Here is a 19,050-nt window from a genome sequence, read left to right as displayed (position 1 = left end):
GCCGGACGCCGGCGCCCGCCGCGTTCCGGGGCGGGAATCCGCGCCTGAAGAGCCGGATATTATGCTAGTATTTGCCCGCAAAATAAACCGGATACCCGGCCGGACACTGGCCACGCCCCATGCGCAAGACCTTGCAGTTACGGAAAAACGAGGAGCACCGGCTGCGCGCCGGGCACCTGTGGGTGTACAGCAACGAGATCGACGTGGCGGTCACCCCGCTGACGGCCTTTGAGCCGGGCGAGACGGCCCTGCTGAGGGATTACCGCGAGCGGCCGCTCGGCACCGTCTACGTCAACCCGCATTCCCTGATCTGCGCCCGGCTGCTCGACCGGTCCCCCGACGTGACGCCCGGGGCCGACTGGTTCGCCGGCCGCATCGCCACCGCGGCGGCGCTGCGCAAGCGCCTGTTCGAGCAGCCGTTCTACCGCCTGGTCTACGGCGAGAGCGATGGCCTGCCGGGCCTGGTGATCGACCGCTACGACCAGGTCTTCACGGTACAGCTGACCACCGCCGGCATGGAGCGCTGTCGCGACGCCGTGCTGGAGGCCCTGCATCGGGTGATGCAGCCGACGGCGGTGGTGCTGCGCAACGACGCGCCGATCCGCGCCCTCGAGGGGCTGTCTCCGTACGTCGAGGCGCTGCCCGCCGCGCCGGAGCGGGTCATGGTGGAGGAAAACGGGCTCCGCTTCGAGCTCGAACCGCTCACCGGACAGAAGACCGGCTGGTTCTATGACCATCGCCTGAACCGCGCGCGCCTGCCCGCCTACGTGCGCGGCCGGCGCGTGCTCGACGTCTTCAGCTACAGCGGGGCCTGGGGCCTCCAGGCCGCGGCCGGGGGCGCGCGGGAAGTGGTCTGCATCGACGAGTCGCGCCCCGCGCTCGACCTGCTGCTGCACAACGCGCGTCTCAACGACCTCGCCGACCGCGTCGAGGCGCGTCACGGCGAGGCCTTCGCCCTGCTGAAGGCGCTGCGCGAGGCCGGCGAGACCTTCGAGGTGATCGTGCTCGATCCACCCGCCTTCATCAAGCGGCGCAAGGACAAGGCGGCGGGGACGCGCGCGTATCAGCGCCTCAATCAGCTCGCGATGGAGCTGCTCGACGCGGACGGCATCCTGATCACCGCCTCCTGCTCCTTTCACCTCGCGGCGGACGAGCTGCGCGGCGCGCTGCAGCAGGCGGCGCTGCACGCCGACCGCATGCTGCAGATCCTCGAACAGGGCCACCAGGGACCGGACCACCCGGTCCATCCCGCGATCCCGGAGACGGCCTATCTGAAATGCTTCATCGCGCGCGTGTACCGCGCGAGCTGACCCGGTTGTTATACTGGGCCCCGTGCTGATCTACCCCGACATCGATCCCGTGGCGGTGCAGCTGGGCCCGCTCAAGGTCCACTGGTACGGCCTGATGTATCTGATCGGTTTCGCCGCCGCGTGGTGGCTGGGCCGGCGTCGGCTGCGGCTGTTTCCGTACCTCAATGCCCAGGACCTCTCCGATCTGGTGTTCTACGCCGCCCTCGGCGTGATCCTCGGCGGGCGCCTCGGCTATATCCTGTTCTATGACTTCTCCGCCTATCTGGCCGAGCCGCTCAACATCCTCAAGATCTGGCAGGGCGGGATGTCTTTTCACGGCGGCCTGCTCGGCGTGATCACCGCGATGGCGCTGTTCGCGCGCCGGCGCGGGCGGCGGTTCTTCGAGATCGCCGACTTCACCGCCCCGCTGATCCCGCTCGGCCTCGGCGCCGGCCGCCTCGGCAACTTCATCAACGGCGAACTGTGGGGCCGCGTGACGGACGTGCCCTGGGCCATGGTGTTTCCCGATCCGCGCGCCGGCGGCCTGCCGCGCCATCCCTCGCAGCTCTACGAGATGCTGCTCGAAGGCGTGCTGCTGTTCATCATCCTGTGGCTGTACGCGCGCAAGCCGCGTCCGACCATGGCGGTGTCCGCCCTGTTCCTCCTCGGCTACGGCACGTTCCGCTTCCTGGTCGAATTCGCCCGCACCCCGGACGAACAGCTCGGCTTCATCGCCGCCGGCTGGCTCACCATGGGCCAACTGCTCTGTCTGCCGATGCTCGCGGCCGGCGCCGTGCTGTGGTGGCTGGCGCACCGGCACAACTCCACGCGCGAGGCGCCCCTCCGATGAAACAATACCTCGATCTGCTGCGCCATGTGCGCGACCACGGCGTGCACAAGGAGGACCGCACCCGCACCGGGACGCTGAGCGTGTTCGGCTATCAGATGCGCTTCGATCTCGCCGCCGGCTTCCCGCTGGTCACCACCAAGAAGCTGCACCTGAAGAGCATCATTCACGAACTGCTGTGGTTCCTGCGCGGGGAAACCAACATCCGCTATCTGAATGAGAACGGGGTGACGATCTGGAACGAATGGGCCGACGAAAACGGCGAGCTGGGGCCGGTCTATGGCTCCCAGTGGCGCCGCTGGCCGGCCCGCGACGGCGGACATATCGACCAGATCCGCTGGGTGGCGGAGGAGATCCGACGCAATCCGGATTCGCGCCGCCTGATCGTCAGCGCGTGGAACGTGGCCGACATCGACCGCATGAAGCTGCCGCCCTGTCATGCCTTCTTCCAGTTCTACGTCGCCGACGGCCGCCTCTCCTGCCAGCTCTATCAGCGCAGCGCCGACATCTTTCTCGGCGTGCCGTTCAACATCGCCTCCTACGCCCTGCTCACGCTGATGATGGCGCAGGTGAGCGGCCTCAAGCCGGGCGAATTCATCCATACGCTGGGCGACGCGCATCTGTACCTGAACCACCTCGAACAGACGGAGACCCAGCTCGCGCGCGCACCCTACCCGGCCCCGACGATGCGCCTCAATCCGGCGCGCACCTCGCTGTTCGATTTCGTGTTCGAGGATTTCACCCTGACCGGTTACCAGGCCCACGCGCACATCAAGGCGCCCGTGGCGGTCTGACCATGATCGTTGCGCTGGTCGTGGCGATGGGGCGCAATCGGGTGATCGGGCGCGACAATGCGCTGCCCTGGCACCTGCCCGCCGATCTCCGGTATTTCCGCGCCGTGACGCTCGGCAAGCCGGTGGTGATGGGGCGCAAGACGCATGAGTCGATCGGACGGCCGCTGCCGGGGCGCGATAACATCGTGATCAGCCGCGATCCGGATTACCGTGCGGAGGGCTGCGTCGTGCTGGCCTCGCTCGAGGCCGCCTACGAACACTGCCGCGACCGGGACGAGGTGATGGTGATCGGGGGCGCGTCGATCTACCGGCAGGCGCTGGCGCGGGCGCGGCGGGTCTATCTGACGGAGATCGGCGCGGAGTTCGCCGGCGATACCGTGTTCCCTCCGCTGGACACCGCCGCATGGCTTGAGACGCGGCGCGAGGACCATCCCGCCGACGGCAAGAATCCCCACCCGTACAGCTTCATCGTGCTCGAACGGAAAATGGCGGCTATAGAGGACCGCGCGCGCGATCAGTAGCGCGGGTCTTCCTTGACGTAATCGCTGATCTCATCATCGGAGGCGGACTCCCGGTACCAGCCCTTGGTGTGGCCGGAAGGCGCCAGACGGGACGCGATGGACTTTTCCTCCGGGAGCGGCAGCGGGGTCAAGACGAGCGTGCGCTGGGCCGGGACCGCTTGGTCCTCGCCGCCTTCATTCACGCTGATGCCCTTGATGTTGGGTTCACGTCCGCCGCACAGTTCCTGCGCATCCTGCGTCATCTGCCGATGCAAGGCGGCGTAGTTCGCGGACAGCGCGTTGACGAGGTCGGCGGTGGAGGAAAAATGGGTGACGACCCGATCGCGGTAGCGCGCCAGTTCATCGCGCGTATCCCGCAGCTCACGGTCGGCCTTTCTGGACTGCTGCCCCTGCCCCCCGCCCCACCCGAGCAGGAAACCGCCCGCCAGGCCCAGCAACAGGACCGGGATCAACCATTCCCACGCAATCACTTCTCGCCCCCTCCGGCTAATTCTTGCGTACTAGGATTCTTGCGGCTAGCTTAGGCCGGGCCCGATACGCGGTCAAGCCGGCACATGTGACAAATTCCCCAGAATGACGCGGACTTGTCGGCTGGCGCGGACTTTTCTCGCCGCGGAAAGCCTGCTACTTTTAGCCGCACACCCAGGAGGCAGCATGGACGGCGACCGTCGCCTGCATATCCACACCGACACCGCGGCGCTGGCGCATGCCGCGGCGGCGCGCTTCGCGGCGCTCGCGCGCGCGGCCCAGGAGGACCATCGCGGTTTTCACGTCGCGCTCGCCGGCGGTTCCACGCCGCGCCTGCTGTACCGGACGCTCGCCACCGAATTCCGCGATGACATCGACTGGGACGCGACGCACGTCTACTTCGGTGACGAGCGCTGTGTCGCCCCCGATCACCCGGACAGTAACTACCGCATGGCGAACGAGGCCCTGTTGAGCCAGGTCGCGCTGCCGCCGGCGCAGATCCATCGCATCGAGGCCGAGGACCCCGATCCCCGCGCGGCCGCGCGACGCTACGCGGATCTCCTCCACCACCATTTGCCCCGCGCGCACGGCGAGGCAAGCGGGCGCTTTGACCTGGTGCTGCTCGGCCTCGGACCCGACGGCCACGTCGCCTCGCTGTTTCCGGACACCGCCATCCTCGACGAACGCCGCGCGTGGACCGCGGCGGTGCACGTCGACAAACTGCGGGCCTGGCGCATCAGCCTGACCTACCCGGTGATCGACGCCGCGCGCCACGTCGCGCTGCTCGTCGCCGGCGATGGCAAGGCGGACATCGTCCGGGATGTGCTCGGGAAGACGGGCGACCGTTATCCGGCCGCGCGCCTGCGGCCGCACGGCGAGCTCGAATGGTTCGTCGACCACGCCGCCGCCCGCCTGCTGCCGGGCGTCTGAGATGAAGCTGCTCGCGGCCGATATCGGCGGTACGAAGACGCTGCTCGCGCTGGCGGAACATACCGACGACGGGATCCGCGTCATTCGCGAGCAGCGCTACGACAGCGGCACGTACCCCGATTTCGAGACCGTGCTCGCCGATTTCCTCGCCCGCCTAGAACCCGCCCAGCGCGAGATCCGGCGCGCCTGTTTCGCGGTCGCCGGACCGGTGATCACGGCGGCGGACAGCGAGATGGCGCGTGTGACCAACCTGAGCTGGCGCCTCGACAACCGTCGCCTCGCCGCCACCTTCGCGCTGCCCTCGGTACGCCTGATCAACGACTTTCAGGCCGTGGGTCACGGCATCGAACTGCTGGGTGAGAACGATCTCGTGATCCTGCAGCCGGGACGGCCGCGGGCCGCGGCGCCGCGCGCCGTGCTCGGCGCCGGCACCGGCCTGGGCACGGCGCTGCTCGCCTGGGACGGCGCGCGCTACCGGGTGCTGCCCACCGAAGGCGGGCATGTCGACTTCGCGCCGAACGGCGCGGTGCAGCGCGATCTGCTCGTCTGGCTGGCGCAGCGCTACGACCATGTCTCCATCGAACGCCTGCTGTCGGGACCGGGCCTGGTCGCGATCCACGAATATCTGTGCGCGCGCCACCCGGACCGGGTCGATACCGACCTCGCGCGGCGGATGCAGAACCAGGACGCCGCCGCGGCCGTGACCGAACATGCGCTGACCCGCGGCGAGACGCTCGCGGGCGAGGCTCTGGAGCTGTTCGTCTCGATCTACGGCGCGCACGCCGGCAATCTCGCCCTGCTCACGCTGCCCTACGGCGGGCTCTACATCGCCGGCGGCATCGCCCCGCGCATCCTCCCGCGCCTGGCCGACGGCCGCTTCCTGGCGGCCTTCAACCACAAGGGGCGCATGTCGCACCTGACGGCGGAGATACCGATCGCGGTGGTGATCAATCCGAAGGTCGGACTGCTCGGCGCGGCGGGCTTCGCCGCGCATGCCGCCGGCTGAACCGGCGCGTGCCGGTTCAGCGTTGCTCCGCGTTACCCAGCGCATCCGCCGCCGCGCGCTCGATCGCGTCCAGGGCGGGACCCATCAGCAGGCCGGCATGAATATGATAGAGGCGCTGCTCGCAGCACACGTCCTCATGCAGGGCCCGGCCCGCGACGCGAAACCCGGTCCAGGCGATCAGGGGCAGATGATCGAGCCGGCTGTCGACACAGACCCAGGCCTCGCGCTCGAGGATACATTCAAGCAAACGCAGGCCCGGCACCTGCAGGCGCAGCGGCTCGCCCATGCGCAGCTGGGCCAGGCGCACGGTGTTGAAGCAGCTCGCCGGCAAGGCGCGCGGGAGGGTGCGCAGCGGTGTGAACTCATCGATCAGGGACATCGGCATGGTCTCCTCCCCCCGCGTATTTACCCGTCCGGTACGAGACACTCCAATGCCTCGCGGAATTTTCGCGTCGTTTCCGCAACGGCCGTCCGCTACGGGGCTGCCGATCAACCCGGCGCGCGCCGAACGGTCGCAGATCCCTGCGCCGGCGCGGGCGATGCGGGAACCGTTTCCAGATAATCGATACTGATCCGCCCGGCGGCCGCCAGCGGGCGGAACCGCGTATCGGCGAAGGCCGCATGGTCAGGGTGATCGCGATAGCTCTCGACGACCTTCGGATGGACGAAGCGCACCAGCCAGCAATAGCGGTATTTGCTCCCTTCCTTGAGCGCGCGGCCGGTGTAGACATGGCGCACACCGGGGATGGCGCCCAGCACGCGCCGACCTTCGGCCATCACCTCCTCCACCCGCGCGTCGTCCTCGCTGCTGTTGTAGAGGATGAGATGCTCCACCTCGTTCCAGGGCGCCACCTCGGCGAGGACCTCCGTCGCGCGGTCCGCGGCGCCCCAGATGCCCAGGCAGCGCTCGACCTCCCTGGCCACCCCCTCGACGACGCCGTGCGTCAGCGCGACGGCCCCGCCGGTCCGGTTCACCAGGCAGTTGCTGCGAATGCGCCGCGCCGCGATCTGGGACAGGCCGCTGTAATAATTGATCCGCGCGACGCCGCGATCGATCAGGCATTCGTACTGTGCATCGCTCAGTCCGCTGCCGCCGTGAATCACCAGCGGTATCCCGACCGCCTTGTTGATGCGCGTCAGCCGCTCCAGGTCGAGGTCATAGCGGTCGGCGCGCATGCCGTGCCCGGTGCCGATCGAAACAGCGAGGAAGTCCACCCGCGTCTGTCGCACGTACTGGCGCGCTTCGTCGGGCCAGGTATAGACGCCCCGCTCTCCTTCGGCCCGGGCATCCTCGGCATAGCCGGCGATGATTCCCAGCTCGCCTTCGACCGCGATCCCGCAGCCGTGGGCCGCCTGCACCACGGCGCGCGTCAGCTCGACGTTCTGCTCGAACGGCAGCCGGGAGCCGTCGATCATCACGCCATTGCAACCGTGGCGGATGCCGCGGATGACGCCATCGAGATCGCAGGCGTGATCCAGATTCAGCGCGACGGGCACGGGGCTGCGCCGCGCGCCCGCGACAGCGGCGGCGATGAGCAGCTCGAAATCATAGTGCTCGAACTGGGTCACGACGAAGTTGAGGATGACCGGCGCGCGGGATGCTTCCGCGCCCCGCAGTACGCCCTGCAGGAACTCCAGGCTGACGATATCAAAGGCGCCGACCGCGTAATGCTTGTGATAAGCATGGTAGAGCAGGTCGCGCATATTCACCAGGGCCATATGCCGCGCTCCATTGTTTGCCGTGGCCGCAGGATCCGCGCCGGCGCGACCAGCTCCGGTTCTTCGTCCCCGTCCCGCTGCTTAAATGTCGCCGGAATCCGCGCCGCTCCCGCGGTCGTTGAATATCCTGCTTGCCAGGACATCATCCGCCTCGATGGTGATCAGATCCGCCTTGCCGAGTTTCCTGCCGGCGTCGGCGAACAGACGGTTGGCCTGGCGCAGGCGCGCGCGATCGAGCGCGTTGCGCACCGAACGGGCGTTGGAAAAGTGCGGCTGCTTCATGCGCAGCTTGAGGTATTCCCTGAAAGCGGTTTCCCCATCCGCGCTGAACCGGTAGTTCTGGCGTTCGAGCATCAGCTTGGCGATCAGCAATAACTCGTCGGCCGTGTAATCCGGGAAGTCGATGTGGTGGGCGATGCGCGAGCGCATGCCCGGATTGCTCTGGAAGAACTTCTCCATCTTGTCCTTGTAGCCGGCCAGGATCACGACGAGATCGTCGCGATTGTTCTCCATGATCTGCAGCAGGATCTCGATCGATTCCTGACCGTAGTCGCGCTCGTTCTCCGGCTTGTACAGATAGTACGCCTCGTCGATGAACAATACGCCGCCCATGGCCTTCTTGATCACTTCCTTCGTCTTCGGCGCGGTATGCCCGATGTATTGCCCGACGAGGTCGTCGCGCGTCACGGTGACCAGGTGTCCCTCCCGCACGTAGCCGAGGCGCTTCAGGATCTCGCCCATGCGCATCGCCACCGTGGTCTTGCCGGTGCCGGGATTTCCCGTGAAGCACATGTGCAGCGTCGGCGTCTCGGACGACAGCTCGAACTTGCGCCGCAGGCGGTCGACCAGCAGCAGCGCGGCGACTTCCCGGATGCGCGTCTTGACGGGCTTGAGCCCGATCAGCTCACGGTCCAGCTTGTCCAGCACCTCCTGGACATTGGAGGCCTTGAACTCGGCCTCGAGATCCACCTGCCCCTCGTCGGCGCCGGTGGCCTGCACTTTTCTGTTTTCGCCCATAGCCAGTATTCCCATCGCAGGCTGAACAGGATGGGCGGCGGGTCTGCGCCCGCCGCCGCCCTTTACCGCACGAACCTTCAGTAGCGTTCGCCTTCCGGTTTATCGGTCGCGTAGCTGTGGATAGTGTAGTTGATATGCCGGCCCTCGACCTCCTGCCGCACCAGACCGAAGCCGGGTTCCTTCTTCGGCCGGTTGACGATGAACGACATCGTCGGCGACTCCACGCCGCGCGAGCTGTTGAATGCGGTCACGCGAATGTAGTGGTTCGGAAAGGTCTTGCGGCAGTTGTTGATCTCCAGCAGGATCCCGGCGGGATCCTTCAGGTCGAACATCGGCATGCCGAACATTTCCCAGTATGTATTACGCGGATGCGGATCGTCGGTGTACTCGACATTGACCGCCCAGTTGTTCTTCAAGGCATACTTGATCTGCGCCGTAATCTGCGCGTCGGTCAGATCCGGAAGGAACGAGAACTGGCCCTGCGTGACGCGGTTGCCCGTATTGGTCATCATGATGGCGTCTCCTCAATGCATCAGTTGCTGGCGGTGGTCGAAGGAACGAAGTCCGCGGTATCGGTGGAATCGTAGTTGAAGGTGATGTCCTTCCACGTGTCCAGCGCGGCCTTCAGCGGCGAACACCACTTGGCGGCCGCCTCGAGGATCTGCGGACCTTCCTTCAGGTAGTCGCGGCCTTCGTTGCGGGCCAGGATCATGGCCTCCAGCGCGACGCGATTGGCCGTGGCGCCGGCCTGGATGCCCATCGGGTGTCCGATGGTACCGCCGCCGAACTGCAGCACCACGTCTTCGCCGAGATAATGGATCAGCTGATGCATCTGCCCGGCATGGATGCCGCCCGATGCCACCGGCATGACCTTGTTCAGCGAGGCCCAGTCCTGCTCGAAGAACAGACCGGTTTCCAGGTTCTTCGGCGTATGGGTCTCGCGCAGGGTGTCGTAGAAGCCCTTGATCATCAGCGGATCGCCTTCCAGCTTGCCCACCACGGTGCCGGCATGGATGTGGTCGACGCCGGCCATGCGCATCCACTTGCAGATGACGCGGAAGTTCATGCCGTGGTTCTTCTGGCGCGAGTAGGTCGAGTTGCCGGCGCGGTGCAGGTGCAGGATCATATCGTTCTTGCGCGCCCACTTCGCCATTGACTGGATCGCGGTGTAGCCGATGACGAGGTCGATCATGATGATGACCGAGCCGAGGCTCTTGGCGAACTCGGCGCGCTCGTACATCTCTTCCATCGTGCCGGCGGTAACGTTGAGGTAGTGCCCCTTCACCTCGCCGGTCGCGGCGGAAGCCTTGTTGACGGCCTCCATGCAATACAGGAAGCGGTCACGCCAGTGCATGAACGGCTGGCTGTTGATGTTCTCATCGTCCTTCACGAAGTCGAGACCGCCCTTCAGCGCCTCATACACCACGCGACCGTAGTTGCGGCCGGACAGGCCGAGCTTGGGCTTGGTGGTGGCGCCGAGCAGCGGTCGGCCGAACTTGTCCAGACGCTCGCGCTCGACGATGACGCCAGTGGCCGGCCCCTGGAAGGTCTTCAGGTACGCGACCGGGATGCGCATGTCTTCCAGCCGCAAGGCCTTGACGGCCTTGAATCCGAACACGTTGCCGATGATGGACGCGGTCAGATTCGCGATCGAGCCCGGCTCGAACAGATCCAGATCGTAGGCGATATACGCGAAGTACTGCTGTTCGACCTTGGTGCCCGGACCGGTGTTGGGCACGGGCTCGCTCCGGAAGGCCTTGGCGCGGTACAGTTCGCACGCGGTCAGGCGGTCGGTCCATACCACCGTCCAGGTGGCGGTGGAAGATTCGCCGGCCACGGCCGCGGCGGCCTCTTCATGATCCACGCCCGGCTGCGGGGTGATGCGGAACATGGCGATTACATCGGTATCCTTCGGCTTGTAGTCCGGCTCCCAATACCCCATCTTCTTATAGGGGATAACGCCGGATTTATAGCGTTCCTTCCCTTCTGCCATCGTTTCTGATTTGCCCATGGAAATCACCTCCTGGTCTTGAATCTTGAATATGCGACAGAGCGCGTTTCGTGGTCTGTTCGCTGCGGAACAGGCTGGTCTAAGATGGAGCAATCATGTTATAAATAACAATCAAAAATAATCATATATATGATAGATTGGCATCTATGGATAAATTGCACCTGAGCCAGATCGCGCGGCATGCCAGCCTGCGGCAGCTGCAGGTCTTCGAATCCATCGCGCGCCTGGGCAGCTTCACGAAGGCGGCGGACGAGCTTGCACTGACCCAGCCCACCCTCTCGATCCAGATCAAGAAACTCACGGACGTTATCGGGATGCCGCTGTTCGAGCAGATCGGCAAGCGGGTGTATCTGACGAACTGCGGACGCATCCTGCTGCAGGCCACGCGTGAACTGTTCGATACCTTCTCGCGCCTGGACATGCAACTGGCCAATCTGAAAGGCCTGAAGAGCGGACACCTGAATCTGGCCGTCGTGACGACGGCGAAATACTTCGCGCCGCGCGTGCTGGGAGAATTCTGTCGCCGCTATCCGGGGATCGAGGTCGCCCTCAAGGTCACCAACCGCGAACGTCTCCTCGAACGCATGGCCGACAACATGGATGATCTCTACATCATGGGACAGCCGCCGGTTTCACCCGAGGTGGAGTTCGAGCCCTTCCTGCTCAACCCCATCGTGATCGTTGCGCCGCGCACTCACCCGCTCGTGACCGAGAAGGCCATCCCGCTGTCACGGCTCGCGCAGGAACCGTTCATCATGCGCGAGGCCGGTTCCGGCACGCGCATGGCGATAGAACGATTTTTCAAGGAACACGGCGTCGCGCTGAAGGTACGGATGGAGCTCGGCAGCAATGAAGCGATCAAGCAAATCGTGGCGAGCGGCATGGGCATCGCGGGTCTGTCGCAGCATGCGCTGATCTGGGAAGCGCCGATGGGAGAGATCGCACTGCTCGACGTGCAGGGCTTCCCGCTCGACTGGCACTGGTACGTGGGTTATCCCGCGGGAAAACAGCTCTCGGTGGTGGCGCGCGCGTTCCTCGCCTTCCTGCAGGAGGAAGGCAAGCACATGGCCGACCGGCGCAGCGACATCTTCACCCATCTCTATCGCGAGATCGCCTGAGGCACGTGCGCCCCGTGCGCGTGCGCGCGGATTACACGTCAAGATTCGCGACGGACAGCGCGTGTTTCTCGATGAACTCGCGGCGCGGCTCGACCTGATCGCCCATCAGCGTGGTGAAGATCTCGTCCGCCGCCACGGCATCCTCGATCTGTACCTGCAACAGGCGCCGGGTCTCGACGTTCATCGTGGTCTCCCACAACTGCTCGGGATTCATCTCGCCAAGGCCCTTGTAGCGCTGGATCTGCTGGCCGCGCTTGGCCTCCTCGATGATCCAGTCCATGGCCTGTTTGAAACTGGCGATCTCGAGGCGGCGTTCGCCACGCTGGATGACGGCGCCGGCACCGATCAGCCCGTCGAGTTGCCTGCCGAGTTCGACCATGCCGCGATATTCCGCCGAGGCGAAGAACTCCTGGGTCAGCTGACGACGCGTCGCGATGCCGTGCAGATTTTCGACGATCTCGGCGCGCCATGCACGATGCTCGGGATCCCGCTCGACCGTGATACCGAAGCGCAGCCCGGGCGCGCGGTCGGCGTTCAGCCGCGACAAGAGCTGCTGACACCACGACTCGACGAGCGCGGCGTTCCCGGCATCCTCGATGCCGAGTTCGGGCAGGTAGATCATCTGTTCCAGCACGCTGGCATTCCACCGCTTGGCCATGCGCCGGATCGTCGCCATGACCGCCATATAGGCCCCCGCGAGCGTTTCCAGGGCCTGGGCACTGATGGGCGGTGATTCCCCGTTCACGGACAATCGCGTATTTTCCAGTGCAGATTGCAGAAGATAGGCGTTAAGTTCTGCATCATCCTTGCCGTAGCGTTCCTGTTTGCCGCGCTTGATCTTGTACAGCGGCGGCTGCGCGATATAGATGTGCCCGCGCTCGACCAGTTCCGGCATCTGGCGGTAGAAAAACGTCAACAGCAGGGTGCGGATATGCGATCCATCGACATCGGCATCCGTCATGATGATGATGCGGTGATACCGGAGCTTGTCCGGATTGTATTCCTCCTTGCCGATGCCGCAGCCGAGCGCGGTGATCAGCGTGCCCACTTCCGCGGATGATAACACCTTGTCGAATCTCGCTTTTTCTACATTCAGGATCTTGCCCTTCAAGGGCAGGATGGCCTGGTAGCGGCGGTCCCTGCCCTGCTTGGCGGATCCGCCGGCGGAATCCCCCTCGACCAGGAAGAGCTCCGAGAGGCGTGGGTCCTTTTCCTGGCAATCGGCGAGTTTGCCGGGGAGCCCGGCGACATCGAGCACCCCTTTGCGACGCGTCATATCACGGGCCTTGCGGGCGGCCTCGCGTGCGCGCGCCGCATCGATGATCTTCGCGGTGATCGCCCTGGCCTCGCCGGGAGACTCGAGCAGGAATTCCTGGATCTTCTCCGCGGCGACCGATTCCACCACCGGCCGCACCTCGGATGACACCAGCTTGTCCTTGGTCTGGGAGGAAAACTTCGGATCGGGGCATTTGACGGAGATGACCGCCGTCAGTCCCTCGCGGGCATCGTCCCCGACCGTAGTGACCTTGGCCTTTTTGGCGAGCCCCTCATTCTCGATGTACTGATTGAGCGTACGGGTCAGCGCCGTGCGGTACCCGACCAGGTGCGTACCCCCGTCACGCTGCGGTATGTTATTGGTGTAGCAGAAAATATTCTCCTGATAGGAGTCGTTCCACTGCATCGCCACCTCGACCGAGATCCCCCCCTTCTGGCTGCTGAAGTAGATCACCGTAGGGTGCAGCGGGGTCTTGTTGCGGTTCAGGTGCTCGACGAAGGCCCGGATACCGCCCTCGTATTCGAAAACATCGGTTTTATCGCCACGCTCGTCATGGAGACGGATGCGAACCCCATGATTGAGGAAGGAAAGCTCACGCAGGCGCCGGGCCAGGATGTCGTAATGGAATTCAGTATCACTGAATATGCTCCGGCTCGGGAGAAAACGGACCTCGGTGCCGGTCAGATCGGTATCGCCGGTGGCTACCAGGGGCGCTACGGGCTCCCCCAACTTGTATTCCTGCTGATGGACGTGGCCATCGCGTCGGATGGTGAGCTTGAGGGACTCCGACAGGGCGTTCACCACTGACACGCCGACCCCGTGCAGACCGCCAGAGACCTTATAGGAATTGTCGTCAAACTTTCCACCCGCGTGCAGCACGGTCATGATCACTTCCGCGGCGGAACGCCCTTCTTCCGGGTGAATATCGACCGGGATCCCGCGCCCGTTGTCGGTTACTGTCACCGACCCGTCACGGTGTATCGTTACCGTGATCTCGGTGCAAAAACCCGCCAGGGCCTCATCGATGGAATTATCCACCACCTCGAACACCATGTGGTGCAGTCCCGTGCCGTCATCGGTATCCCCGATATACATACCCGGCCGTTTGCGCACGGCATCGAGGCCGCGCAGGACCTTGATCCTTGAGGAGTCATAGCTTTGCGACTCTTCCATCGATATCTCCATTGGCTCTCGAAAGGCTGGCGCATTATATCACTTCCGTGAATACGCCATGTTCCACGTGAAACATCTTGTGCGGGAGGTCCCGGACGTGATGACGAAAACCCGGGTCACTGGTGGTGATGATGGATTGAAACCCGAGGGCATTGACCCTGCCGACCAGTTGATCGATGTGCTGTCCATCCAGCTCCGCGGCCAGATCGTCCATCATGATCAAGGCGTGCCTGCCGGTGATCTCCGCCAGCGCGCGCGCCTGGGCCAGGTACAGGGCATGGACCAGGACCTTCATCTGCCCGCGCGAGAGCCGTTCACGAACCAGGGTGCCCTGAATCATGAACTCGATATCCGCGCGATGCGGACCGATACGGGTATAACCGAGGCGTTTGTCCCCCTCCAGGCCCTTCTCCAGCTGTTCGAGCAATTCCCGGCCGGCATCCCAACCCGATCGGTATTCGATTCCGATGGCGGCATCGACCCGCAGTATGGGCAACAGCTCTATAAATATGGGTGTAAATCTCCGGAGATACTGTCTCCGGTACGCGTCGATCTGCAGCCCGCTTTCCACCAACTCCCTGTCCCAGACCTCCGGTCTGGGCAAGGACCGCTGCAACAGCGTATTCCGCTGCCGGAGGGCTCGGCGATAGCGCTGCCAGGCCGGCACGAATAGAGGTTCCACGTGGAACACGCCCCAGTCCAAAAACGAGCGCCTGAAATCTGGGCCGTGGGTGAATACCCGGGGGCTTTCCTGGTGAATGGTGACGACGGGCAGGTAGGGGGCCAATTCGGACAGCTTGTGAACGGGACGTCCCCCCGCCTTGATCCGCAGCCCCCCCCGGTCCGCGTCATATTCCATCCCCAGCGTCGAGACCCCCGAGACCTCGCTGAACACCTCGGCGCTGAGCAGCATGTCGTGCATTCCGCGCTGCACGACATGGGCCAATTGATGAGTGCGGAAGGATTTACCGCAGGAAAGCAGATGAATGGCCTCCAGCAGGCTGGATTTGCCGCTGGCATTTTCCCCCAGAACCACGTTCAGGCCCGGTCCGGGCGCGAGATCGAGTGTTCTGAGATTCCTGAGGCCTTTGACCTTGAGCCTGGCCAGACTCATACCAGCGCGGGAGCAACTGACATCGGGTGATGTGGGAGGTGCGCCGCCCCACCATCGCGGCGGGACGGTTGACGGAAAATTGGGGGGGCTGACGGTACCGAGGGGCCTAAAGCCGCATCGGCATCACGATATACCTGCACGTCTTGTCGTCTACACCCTGGATCAGACAACTGCTGTTCGAATCCGTCAGGGTTAACGAGATCTGATCGGAATTCCCGGCCGACAAGGCATCCAGAAGATAGGTCACGTTGAAACCGATCTCCAGGTTGTCGCCGGTATAGTCGATGGTGAGTTCTTCCTCGGCTTCTTCCTGCTCCGGATTGTGCGCGAGGATGTGCATGATCCCGCTGCCGAGCTGCATCCGCACCCCGCGGTATTTCTCGTTGGACAGGATTGAGACGCGGGAGAGGGCCTGGCGCAACGCCTCCCGATCACAGACAGCGGACTTGTTGCCTCCCTTGGGGATCACGTTCTGATAATCGGGGAAACGCCCGTCGATCAGCTTGGTGGTAAAACTGATCTCGGCGGTCTTGACCTGGATGAAATTGCCGCCAACGCGAACCTCTACCTCGCTGTCCTCGTCGGAAAGCAGGCGATAAAGCTCCAGTACCGCCTTCCTTGGAATTATAAGGCTTTGATTTTTATCAATTTCCTTAGGGTATGGGGTTTCACAGAGGGCAAGACGGTGGCCATCGGTGGCGACCATGCGGATGATGCGATTCTCCAGTTCCATCAACAGGCCGTTCAGGTAATAGCGGACGTCCTGTTGCGCCATGGCAAAGTGGGTACGGGCAATGGCGTTTCTCAGGCTGCGCTGCGGGAGCTTGAGCTGGGAGACCTTCTGGTTCACCTCGATATTCGGAAATTCCGCCGCCGGCAGGGTGGACAGCACGAAACGGCTCTTGCCCGAGCGGATCGTGGCACGCTCGCTGCTGATGGAAATTTCCAGCACGGCATCGTCGGACAACGCGCGACAGATGTCGAGGAATTTGCGGGCGGGGAGAGTCGTGTCACCGTCCGTGGCCTTGCTGATTTCGGCATGCGTGAGCATCTCGATCTCGAGATCGGTGCTGGTCAGTGTCAGGGTTTCGCCTGAAACCTTGAGCAACACGTTTGACAGTATCGGCAGGGTCTGCCGCCGCTCGACGATCCCGCTCACCGTTTGCAGCGGTTTGATCAGAGCGTCACGTGTGATAGTAAATTTCATTTTATATTTCTTCCTGAAATCTATAATAGATTAGTCCCGGCGCAATCGTTGGATAACCTGCTTTATCGATTTCCCTTCAGTGAGTTGACGCCGCTGTTATCCTGTTGATGGTGTCTGTACCGGCGGCTGGGTATGTTGTGGATATCATGTGCGGTAATGGCGTTGTTTGTCGACCGGCTGAATTATCCACAGGCTGTTAACATCATGTCGTGAGCGTTCTCAACAGGTTTGTATAGTCCTCATTTGTCCGCACATCGCTTTTTCTCAGCTCCTGGATCTTGCGGCAGGCATGCAGTACCGTCGTGTGATCGCGGCCGCCGAAGGCCTCGCCGATCTCGGGCAGGCTGTGACTGGTAAGCTCTTTGGCCAGGGCCATGGCCAATTGCCGCGGCCGCGCCACCGAGCGCGAACGCCGTTTTGACAGCAGATCCGAATAGCGGATCTTGCAGTAGTCGGCGACGGTGCGCTGGATGTTTTCGATCGTTACCAGCTTGTCCTGCAGGGCGAGCAGGTCCTTGAGGGCGTCCTTGGCGAGTTCCAGCGTAATGGGGCGTCCCGTGAAGCGTGAACTGGCGATCACGCGGCGCAGCGAGCCTTCCAGCTCCCGGATGTTCGAGCGCACACGCTTCGCGATGAAGAAAGCGATCTCGTCCGGCAGATCGACGTTGCTCTGCACGGCTTTGCTCTTCAGGATCGCGACGCAGGTCTCGAGCTCGGGTGGATCGATGGAAACCGTCAGGCCCCAACCGAAACGTGATTTGAGGCGCTCTTCCAGGCCGCCGACTTCCTTGGGGTAGCGATCACAGGTCAGGATGATCTGGCTCTGACCTTCAATCAGTGTATTGAAGGTATGGAAGAATTCTTCCTGCGAGCGTTCCTTGTTGGCGAAGAACTGGATGTCGTCGATGAGCAGGGCGTCGACCGAGCGGTAGTAGCGTTTGAACGCGTCGATCGAGTTGTGCTGAAAGGCCTTGATCATGTCCCCCACGAAACGCTCGGAATGGACGTAGACCACGCGCGCCGCCGGGTTCTTCTGCACCATCTGGTTGCCGACGGCGTGCATCAGGTGGGTCTTGCCGAGGCCGACGCCGCCGTAGATGAACAGCGGATTGTATGAGCGGCCCGGATTTTCAGCCACCTGTGACGAGGCCGCGCGCGCCAGCTGGTTGGATTTGCCTTCCACGAAACTCTCGAAGGTGAATTCCGGCTGGAGGTTGCGAATGTGGTGGACGTCGTCATGATCGGTACGGCGGATGAAGCCGTTCGGGGCGGCGGCCGGCGGCCTTGCCAGCGGGGGCGAGGGGCGGCGCGCCACTGGAGCAGGCACGCGCGGGGGCGAGGACGGCGGCCGGTGGCTGCCCACCTCCAGCGAGACCTGCAGCGCATTCCCCGCCTTGAGCCGGGTGGTGATCTCCGAAATCTGGTCGATGAAGCGCTCGTTGACCCAGTCGAGCACGAACTGGTTCGGCGCCAGCAGACGCAGGCTGGTATCGTTTTCGATCGCCTGCAGGGGGCGTATCCAGGTGTTGAATTGCTGTGCGGTCAGCTCGGTTTCCAGATGGTCCAGGCACTTTTTCCAGAGCGAGCTTTCCACGGAACGACGTCCTCCCTTGAAAACCGGGTGCCGGGGGTAGTAGAGCGGATGAAGTCGGCAAGTGTATACCTGTTTATGGTGCTAATCCATACCTCGAAATAGGGGGTAGCGCGACATTTCGATTGACACGCGCGAGGGAAAATTGGTAATGTTTCCCCCTTTCGATTTTGGGCAGCAAAAAGCTGATTTTCTGGGAATTTCCCGCGGGTTTCTAGGCAGGGCGAGTCATGAAGAGGCCATTTCAACCGAGTGTTCTGAAGCGCAAGCGTACCCACGGCTTTCGCGCGCGCATGCAAACCGCCGCCGGGCGCGCGGTGCTTAGCCGCCGTCGCGCCAAGGGCCGCGCCAGGCTGTGCGCCTGAGCTCTATTGTCTGAACGGGTTGGCCCCGGTTCGCTATCGTTTCGGTAAGTCGCACCGGCTGCTGAAACCGAGTGAGTACCGGTTTGTATTCCAGCGTGCGCGCAAACGCGCCGCGCGGGGGTTCACTATATATATCTGTCCCAACACGCTCGGCCATCCCCGTCTGGGTGTAGCGATCTCGCGCAAGTGCGTGCCGGGCGCGGTGATGCGGAATCGTGTCAAGCGGATCATCCGCGAGAGTTTCCGCCAGCGGTCACACACCCTGGGGGGCGTGGACATCGTGTTTCTGGGCCGTCAGGGTCTGGCCGGGCAGAGCAGGGAAGAGCTGCGCGCCGTGGTGAACGCGCAACTAGCGGAGATCGAACAATGCGCAGGCTGCTGACGCTGTTAATCCGGGCCTATCGTTACGGGATCAGCCCATATCTGGGCGCGCATTGCCGCTTTGAACCCAGTTGTTCGCGTTACGCCGAGATCGCCATCACGCGTTACGGTGTCCTGCGCGGCGGCGGCATGGCCTTGCGGCGCCTCTCGCGCTGCCACCCCTGGCACGCCGGCGGCGTCGATCCGGTGCCGGAGCGCGGTGCTCAACGATAAGCCGACATTC

Annotated in this window: 20 protein-coding genes; 10 read left to right on the top strand and 10 right to left on the bottom strand. The window is 63.7% G+C overall.

Annotated elements, in window-relative coordinates:
- The first annotated feature begins 119 nt into the window (after positions 1-119).
- The 4 genes from IPM20_10340 to folA are packed head-to-tail and all read left to right on the top strand — an operon-like array spanning position 120 to position 3,451.
- Complete coding sequence (locus tag IPM20_10340; protein MBK9132015.1) at positions 120-1,310, top strand: class I SAM-dependent rRNA methyltransferase; 1,191 nt, start codon at positions 120-122, stop codon at positions 1,308-1,310.
- A gap of 22 nt (positions 1,311-1,332) precedes the next feature.
- A complete protein-coding gene (locus IPM20_10335; GenBank protein MBK9132014.1) occupies positions 1,333-2,139 on the top strand; it encodes a prolipoprotein diacylglyceryl transferase in 807 nt (268 codons plus the stop codon).
- Entirely contained in the window at positions 2,136-2,930 is a 795-nt protein-coding gene (locus IPM20_10330; GenBank protein ID MBK9132013.1) for a thymidylate synthase, read from the top strand. The genes IPM20_10335 and IPM20_10330 overlap by 4 nt, the downstream gene beginning before the upstream one ends.
- A gap of 2 nt (positions 2,931-2,932) precedes the next feature.
- On the top strand, positions 2,933-3,451 hold the full coding sequence (gene folA / locus IPM20_10325) for a type 3 dihydrofolate reductase (GenBank protein MBK9132012.1): 519 nt from the start codon (positions 2,933-2,935) through the stop codon (positions 3,449-3,451).
- Here folA and IPM20_10320 read toward each other — a convergent pair.
- Entirely contained in the window at positions 3,445-3,921 is a 477-nt protein-coding gene (locus IPM20_10320; protein MBK9132011.1) for a DUF1043 family protein, read from the bottom strand. The genes folA and IPM20_10320 overlap by 7 nt on opposite strands.
- Positions 3,922-4,105: 184 nt before the next feature.
- Here IPM20_10320 and pgl point away from each other — a divergent pair, with 184 nt between their 5' ends.
- Both pgl and IPM20_10310 read left to right on the top strand, forming a co-directional pair.
- Entirely contained in the window at positions 4,106-4,849 is a 744-nt protein-coding gene (pgl, locus tag IPM20_10315) for a 6-phosphogluconolactonase (protein MBK9132010.1), read from the top strand.
- A 1-nt stretch (position 4,850) separates the two neighbouring features.
- On the top strand, positions 4,851-5,855 hold the full coding sequence (locus IPM20_10310) for a glucokinase (GenBank protein MBK9132009.1): 1,005 nt from the start codon (positions 4,851-4,853) through the stop codon (positions 5,853-5,855).
- 16 nt (positions 5,856-5,871) lie between these two features.
- On the opposite strand, the gene IPM20_10305 is transcribed toward IPM20_10310, so the two are convergent.
- The 5 genes from IPM20_10305 to IPM20_10285 all read right to left on the bottom strand — a co-directional run bounded on the left by IPM20_10305 (position 5,872) and on the right by IPM20_10285 (position 10,602).
- A complete protein-coding gene (locus IPM20_10305; protein MBK9132008.1) occupies positions 5,872-6,234 on the bottom strand; it encodes a hypothetical protein in 363 nt (120 codons plus the stop codon).
- A gap of 110 nt (positions 6,235-6,344) precedes the next feature.
- Entirely contained in the window at positions 6,345-7,574 is a 1,230-nt protein-coding gene (locus tag IPM20_10300) for a class II fructose-bisphosphate aldolase (GenBank protein MBK9132007.1), read from the bottom strand.
- Positions 7,575-7,655: 81 nt separating this feature from the next.
- Complete coding sequence (cbbX, locus tag IPM20_10295; GenBank protein MBK9132006.1) at positions 7,656-8,591, bottom strand: CbbX protein; 936 nt, start codon at positions 8,589-8,591, stop codon at positions 7,656-7,658.
- Positions 8,592-8,668: 77 nt separating this feature from the next.
- Complete coding sequence (locus IPM20_10290; GenBank protein ID MBK9132005.1) at positions 8,669-9,103, bottom strand: ribulose bisphosphate carboxylase small subunit; 435 nt, start codon at positions 9,101-9,103, stop codon at positions 8,669-8,671.
- 20 nt (positions 9,104-9,123) lie between these two features.
- Positions 9,124-10,602, bottom strand: coding sequence for a ribulose-bisphosphate carboxylase large subunit (locus IPM20_10285; GenBank protein ID MBK9132004.1), 1,479 nt, complete (start codon positions 10,600-10,602; stop codon positions 9,124-9,126).
- Positions 10,603-10,748: 146 nt separating this feature from the next.
- Between IPM20_10285 and IPM20_10280 the strand changes: the two genes are divergently transcribed.
- On the top strand, positions 10,749-11,720 hold the full coding sequence (locus IPM20_10280; protein MBK9132003.1) for a LysR family transcriptional regulator: 972 nt from the start codon (positions 10,749-10,751) through the stop codon (positions 11,718-11,720).
- A 31-nt stretch (positions 11,721-11,751) separates the two neighbouring features.
- Here IPM20_10280 and gyrB read toward each other — a convergent pair whose 3' ends face one another.
- The 4 genes from gyrB to dnaA form a co-directional block, all read right to left on the bottom strand.
- Positions 11,752-14,169, bottom strand: a complete 2,418-nt coding sequence (gyrB, locus tag IPM20_10275) for a DNA topoisomerase (ATP-hydrolyzing) subunit B (protein MBK9132002.1) — start codon at positions 14,167-14,169, stop codon at positions 11,752-11,754.
- Positions 14,170-14,203: 34 nt separating this feature from the next.
- Entirely contained in the window at positions 14,204-15,283 is a 1,080-nt protein-coding gene (gene recF, locus IPM20_10270) for a DNA replication/repair protein RecF (protein ID MBK9132001.1), read from the bottom strand.
- A 106-nt stretch (positions 15,284-15,389) separates the two neighbouring features.
- Positions 15,390-16,490 carry a DNA polymerase III subunit beta gene (gene dnaN / locus IPM20_10265; GenBank protein ID MBK9132000.1) on the bottom strand — a complete coding sequence of 367 codons (1,101 nt, stop codon included), beginning with the start codon at positions 16,488-16,490 and terminating at the stop codon, positions 15,390-15,392.
- Positions 16,491-16,692: 202 nt separating this feature from the next.
- Positions 16,693-18,084 (bottom strand): chromosomal replication initiator protein DnaA, encoded by a 1,392-nt coding sequence (gene dnaA, locus IPM20_10260; protein MBK9131999.1) that lies wholly within the window; start codon positions 18,082-18,084, stop codon positions 16,693-16,695.
- 227 nt (positions 18,085-18,311) lie between these two features.
- Between dnaA and rpmH the strand changes: the two genes are divergently transcribed.
- The 3 genes from rpmH to yidD are packed head-to-tail and all read left to right on the top strand — an operon-like array spanning position 18,312 to position 19,040.
- A complete protein-coding gene (gene rpmH / locus IPM20_10255) occupies positions 18,312-18,446 on the top strand; it encodes a 50S ribosomal protein L34 (GenBank protein MBK9131998.1) in 135 nt (44 codons plus the stop codon).
- A gap of 19 nt (positions 18,447-18,465) precedes the next feature.
- Positions 18,466-18,828: a ribonuclease P protein component gene (rnpA, locus tag IPM20_10250; protein MBK9131997.1), complete on the top strand. Its 363-nt coding sequence runs from the start codon at positions 18,466-18,468 to the stop codon at positions 18,826-18,828.
- The gene (yidD, locus tag IPM20_10245) at positions 18,813-19,040 is read left to right on the top strand and encodes a membrane protein insertion efficiency factor YidD (GenBank protein MBK9131996.1); all 228 of its coding nucleotides are present in this window, start codon (positions 18,813-18,815) and stop codon (positions 19,038-19,040) included. The genes rnpA and yidD overlap by 16 nt, the downstream gene beginning before the upstream one ends.
- Positions 19,041-19,050: the final 10 nt, after the last annotated feature.

Source organism: Gammaproteobacteria bacterium (genome assembly GCA_016716465.1).
Taxonomy (GTDB): Bacteria; Pseudomonadota; Gammaproteobacteria; order SZUA-140; family SZUA-140; genus JADJWH01.
Note: the sequence above shows the minus strand (reverse complement) of the source record. Positions and strands in the feature narration are given on the sequence as shown.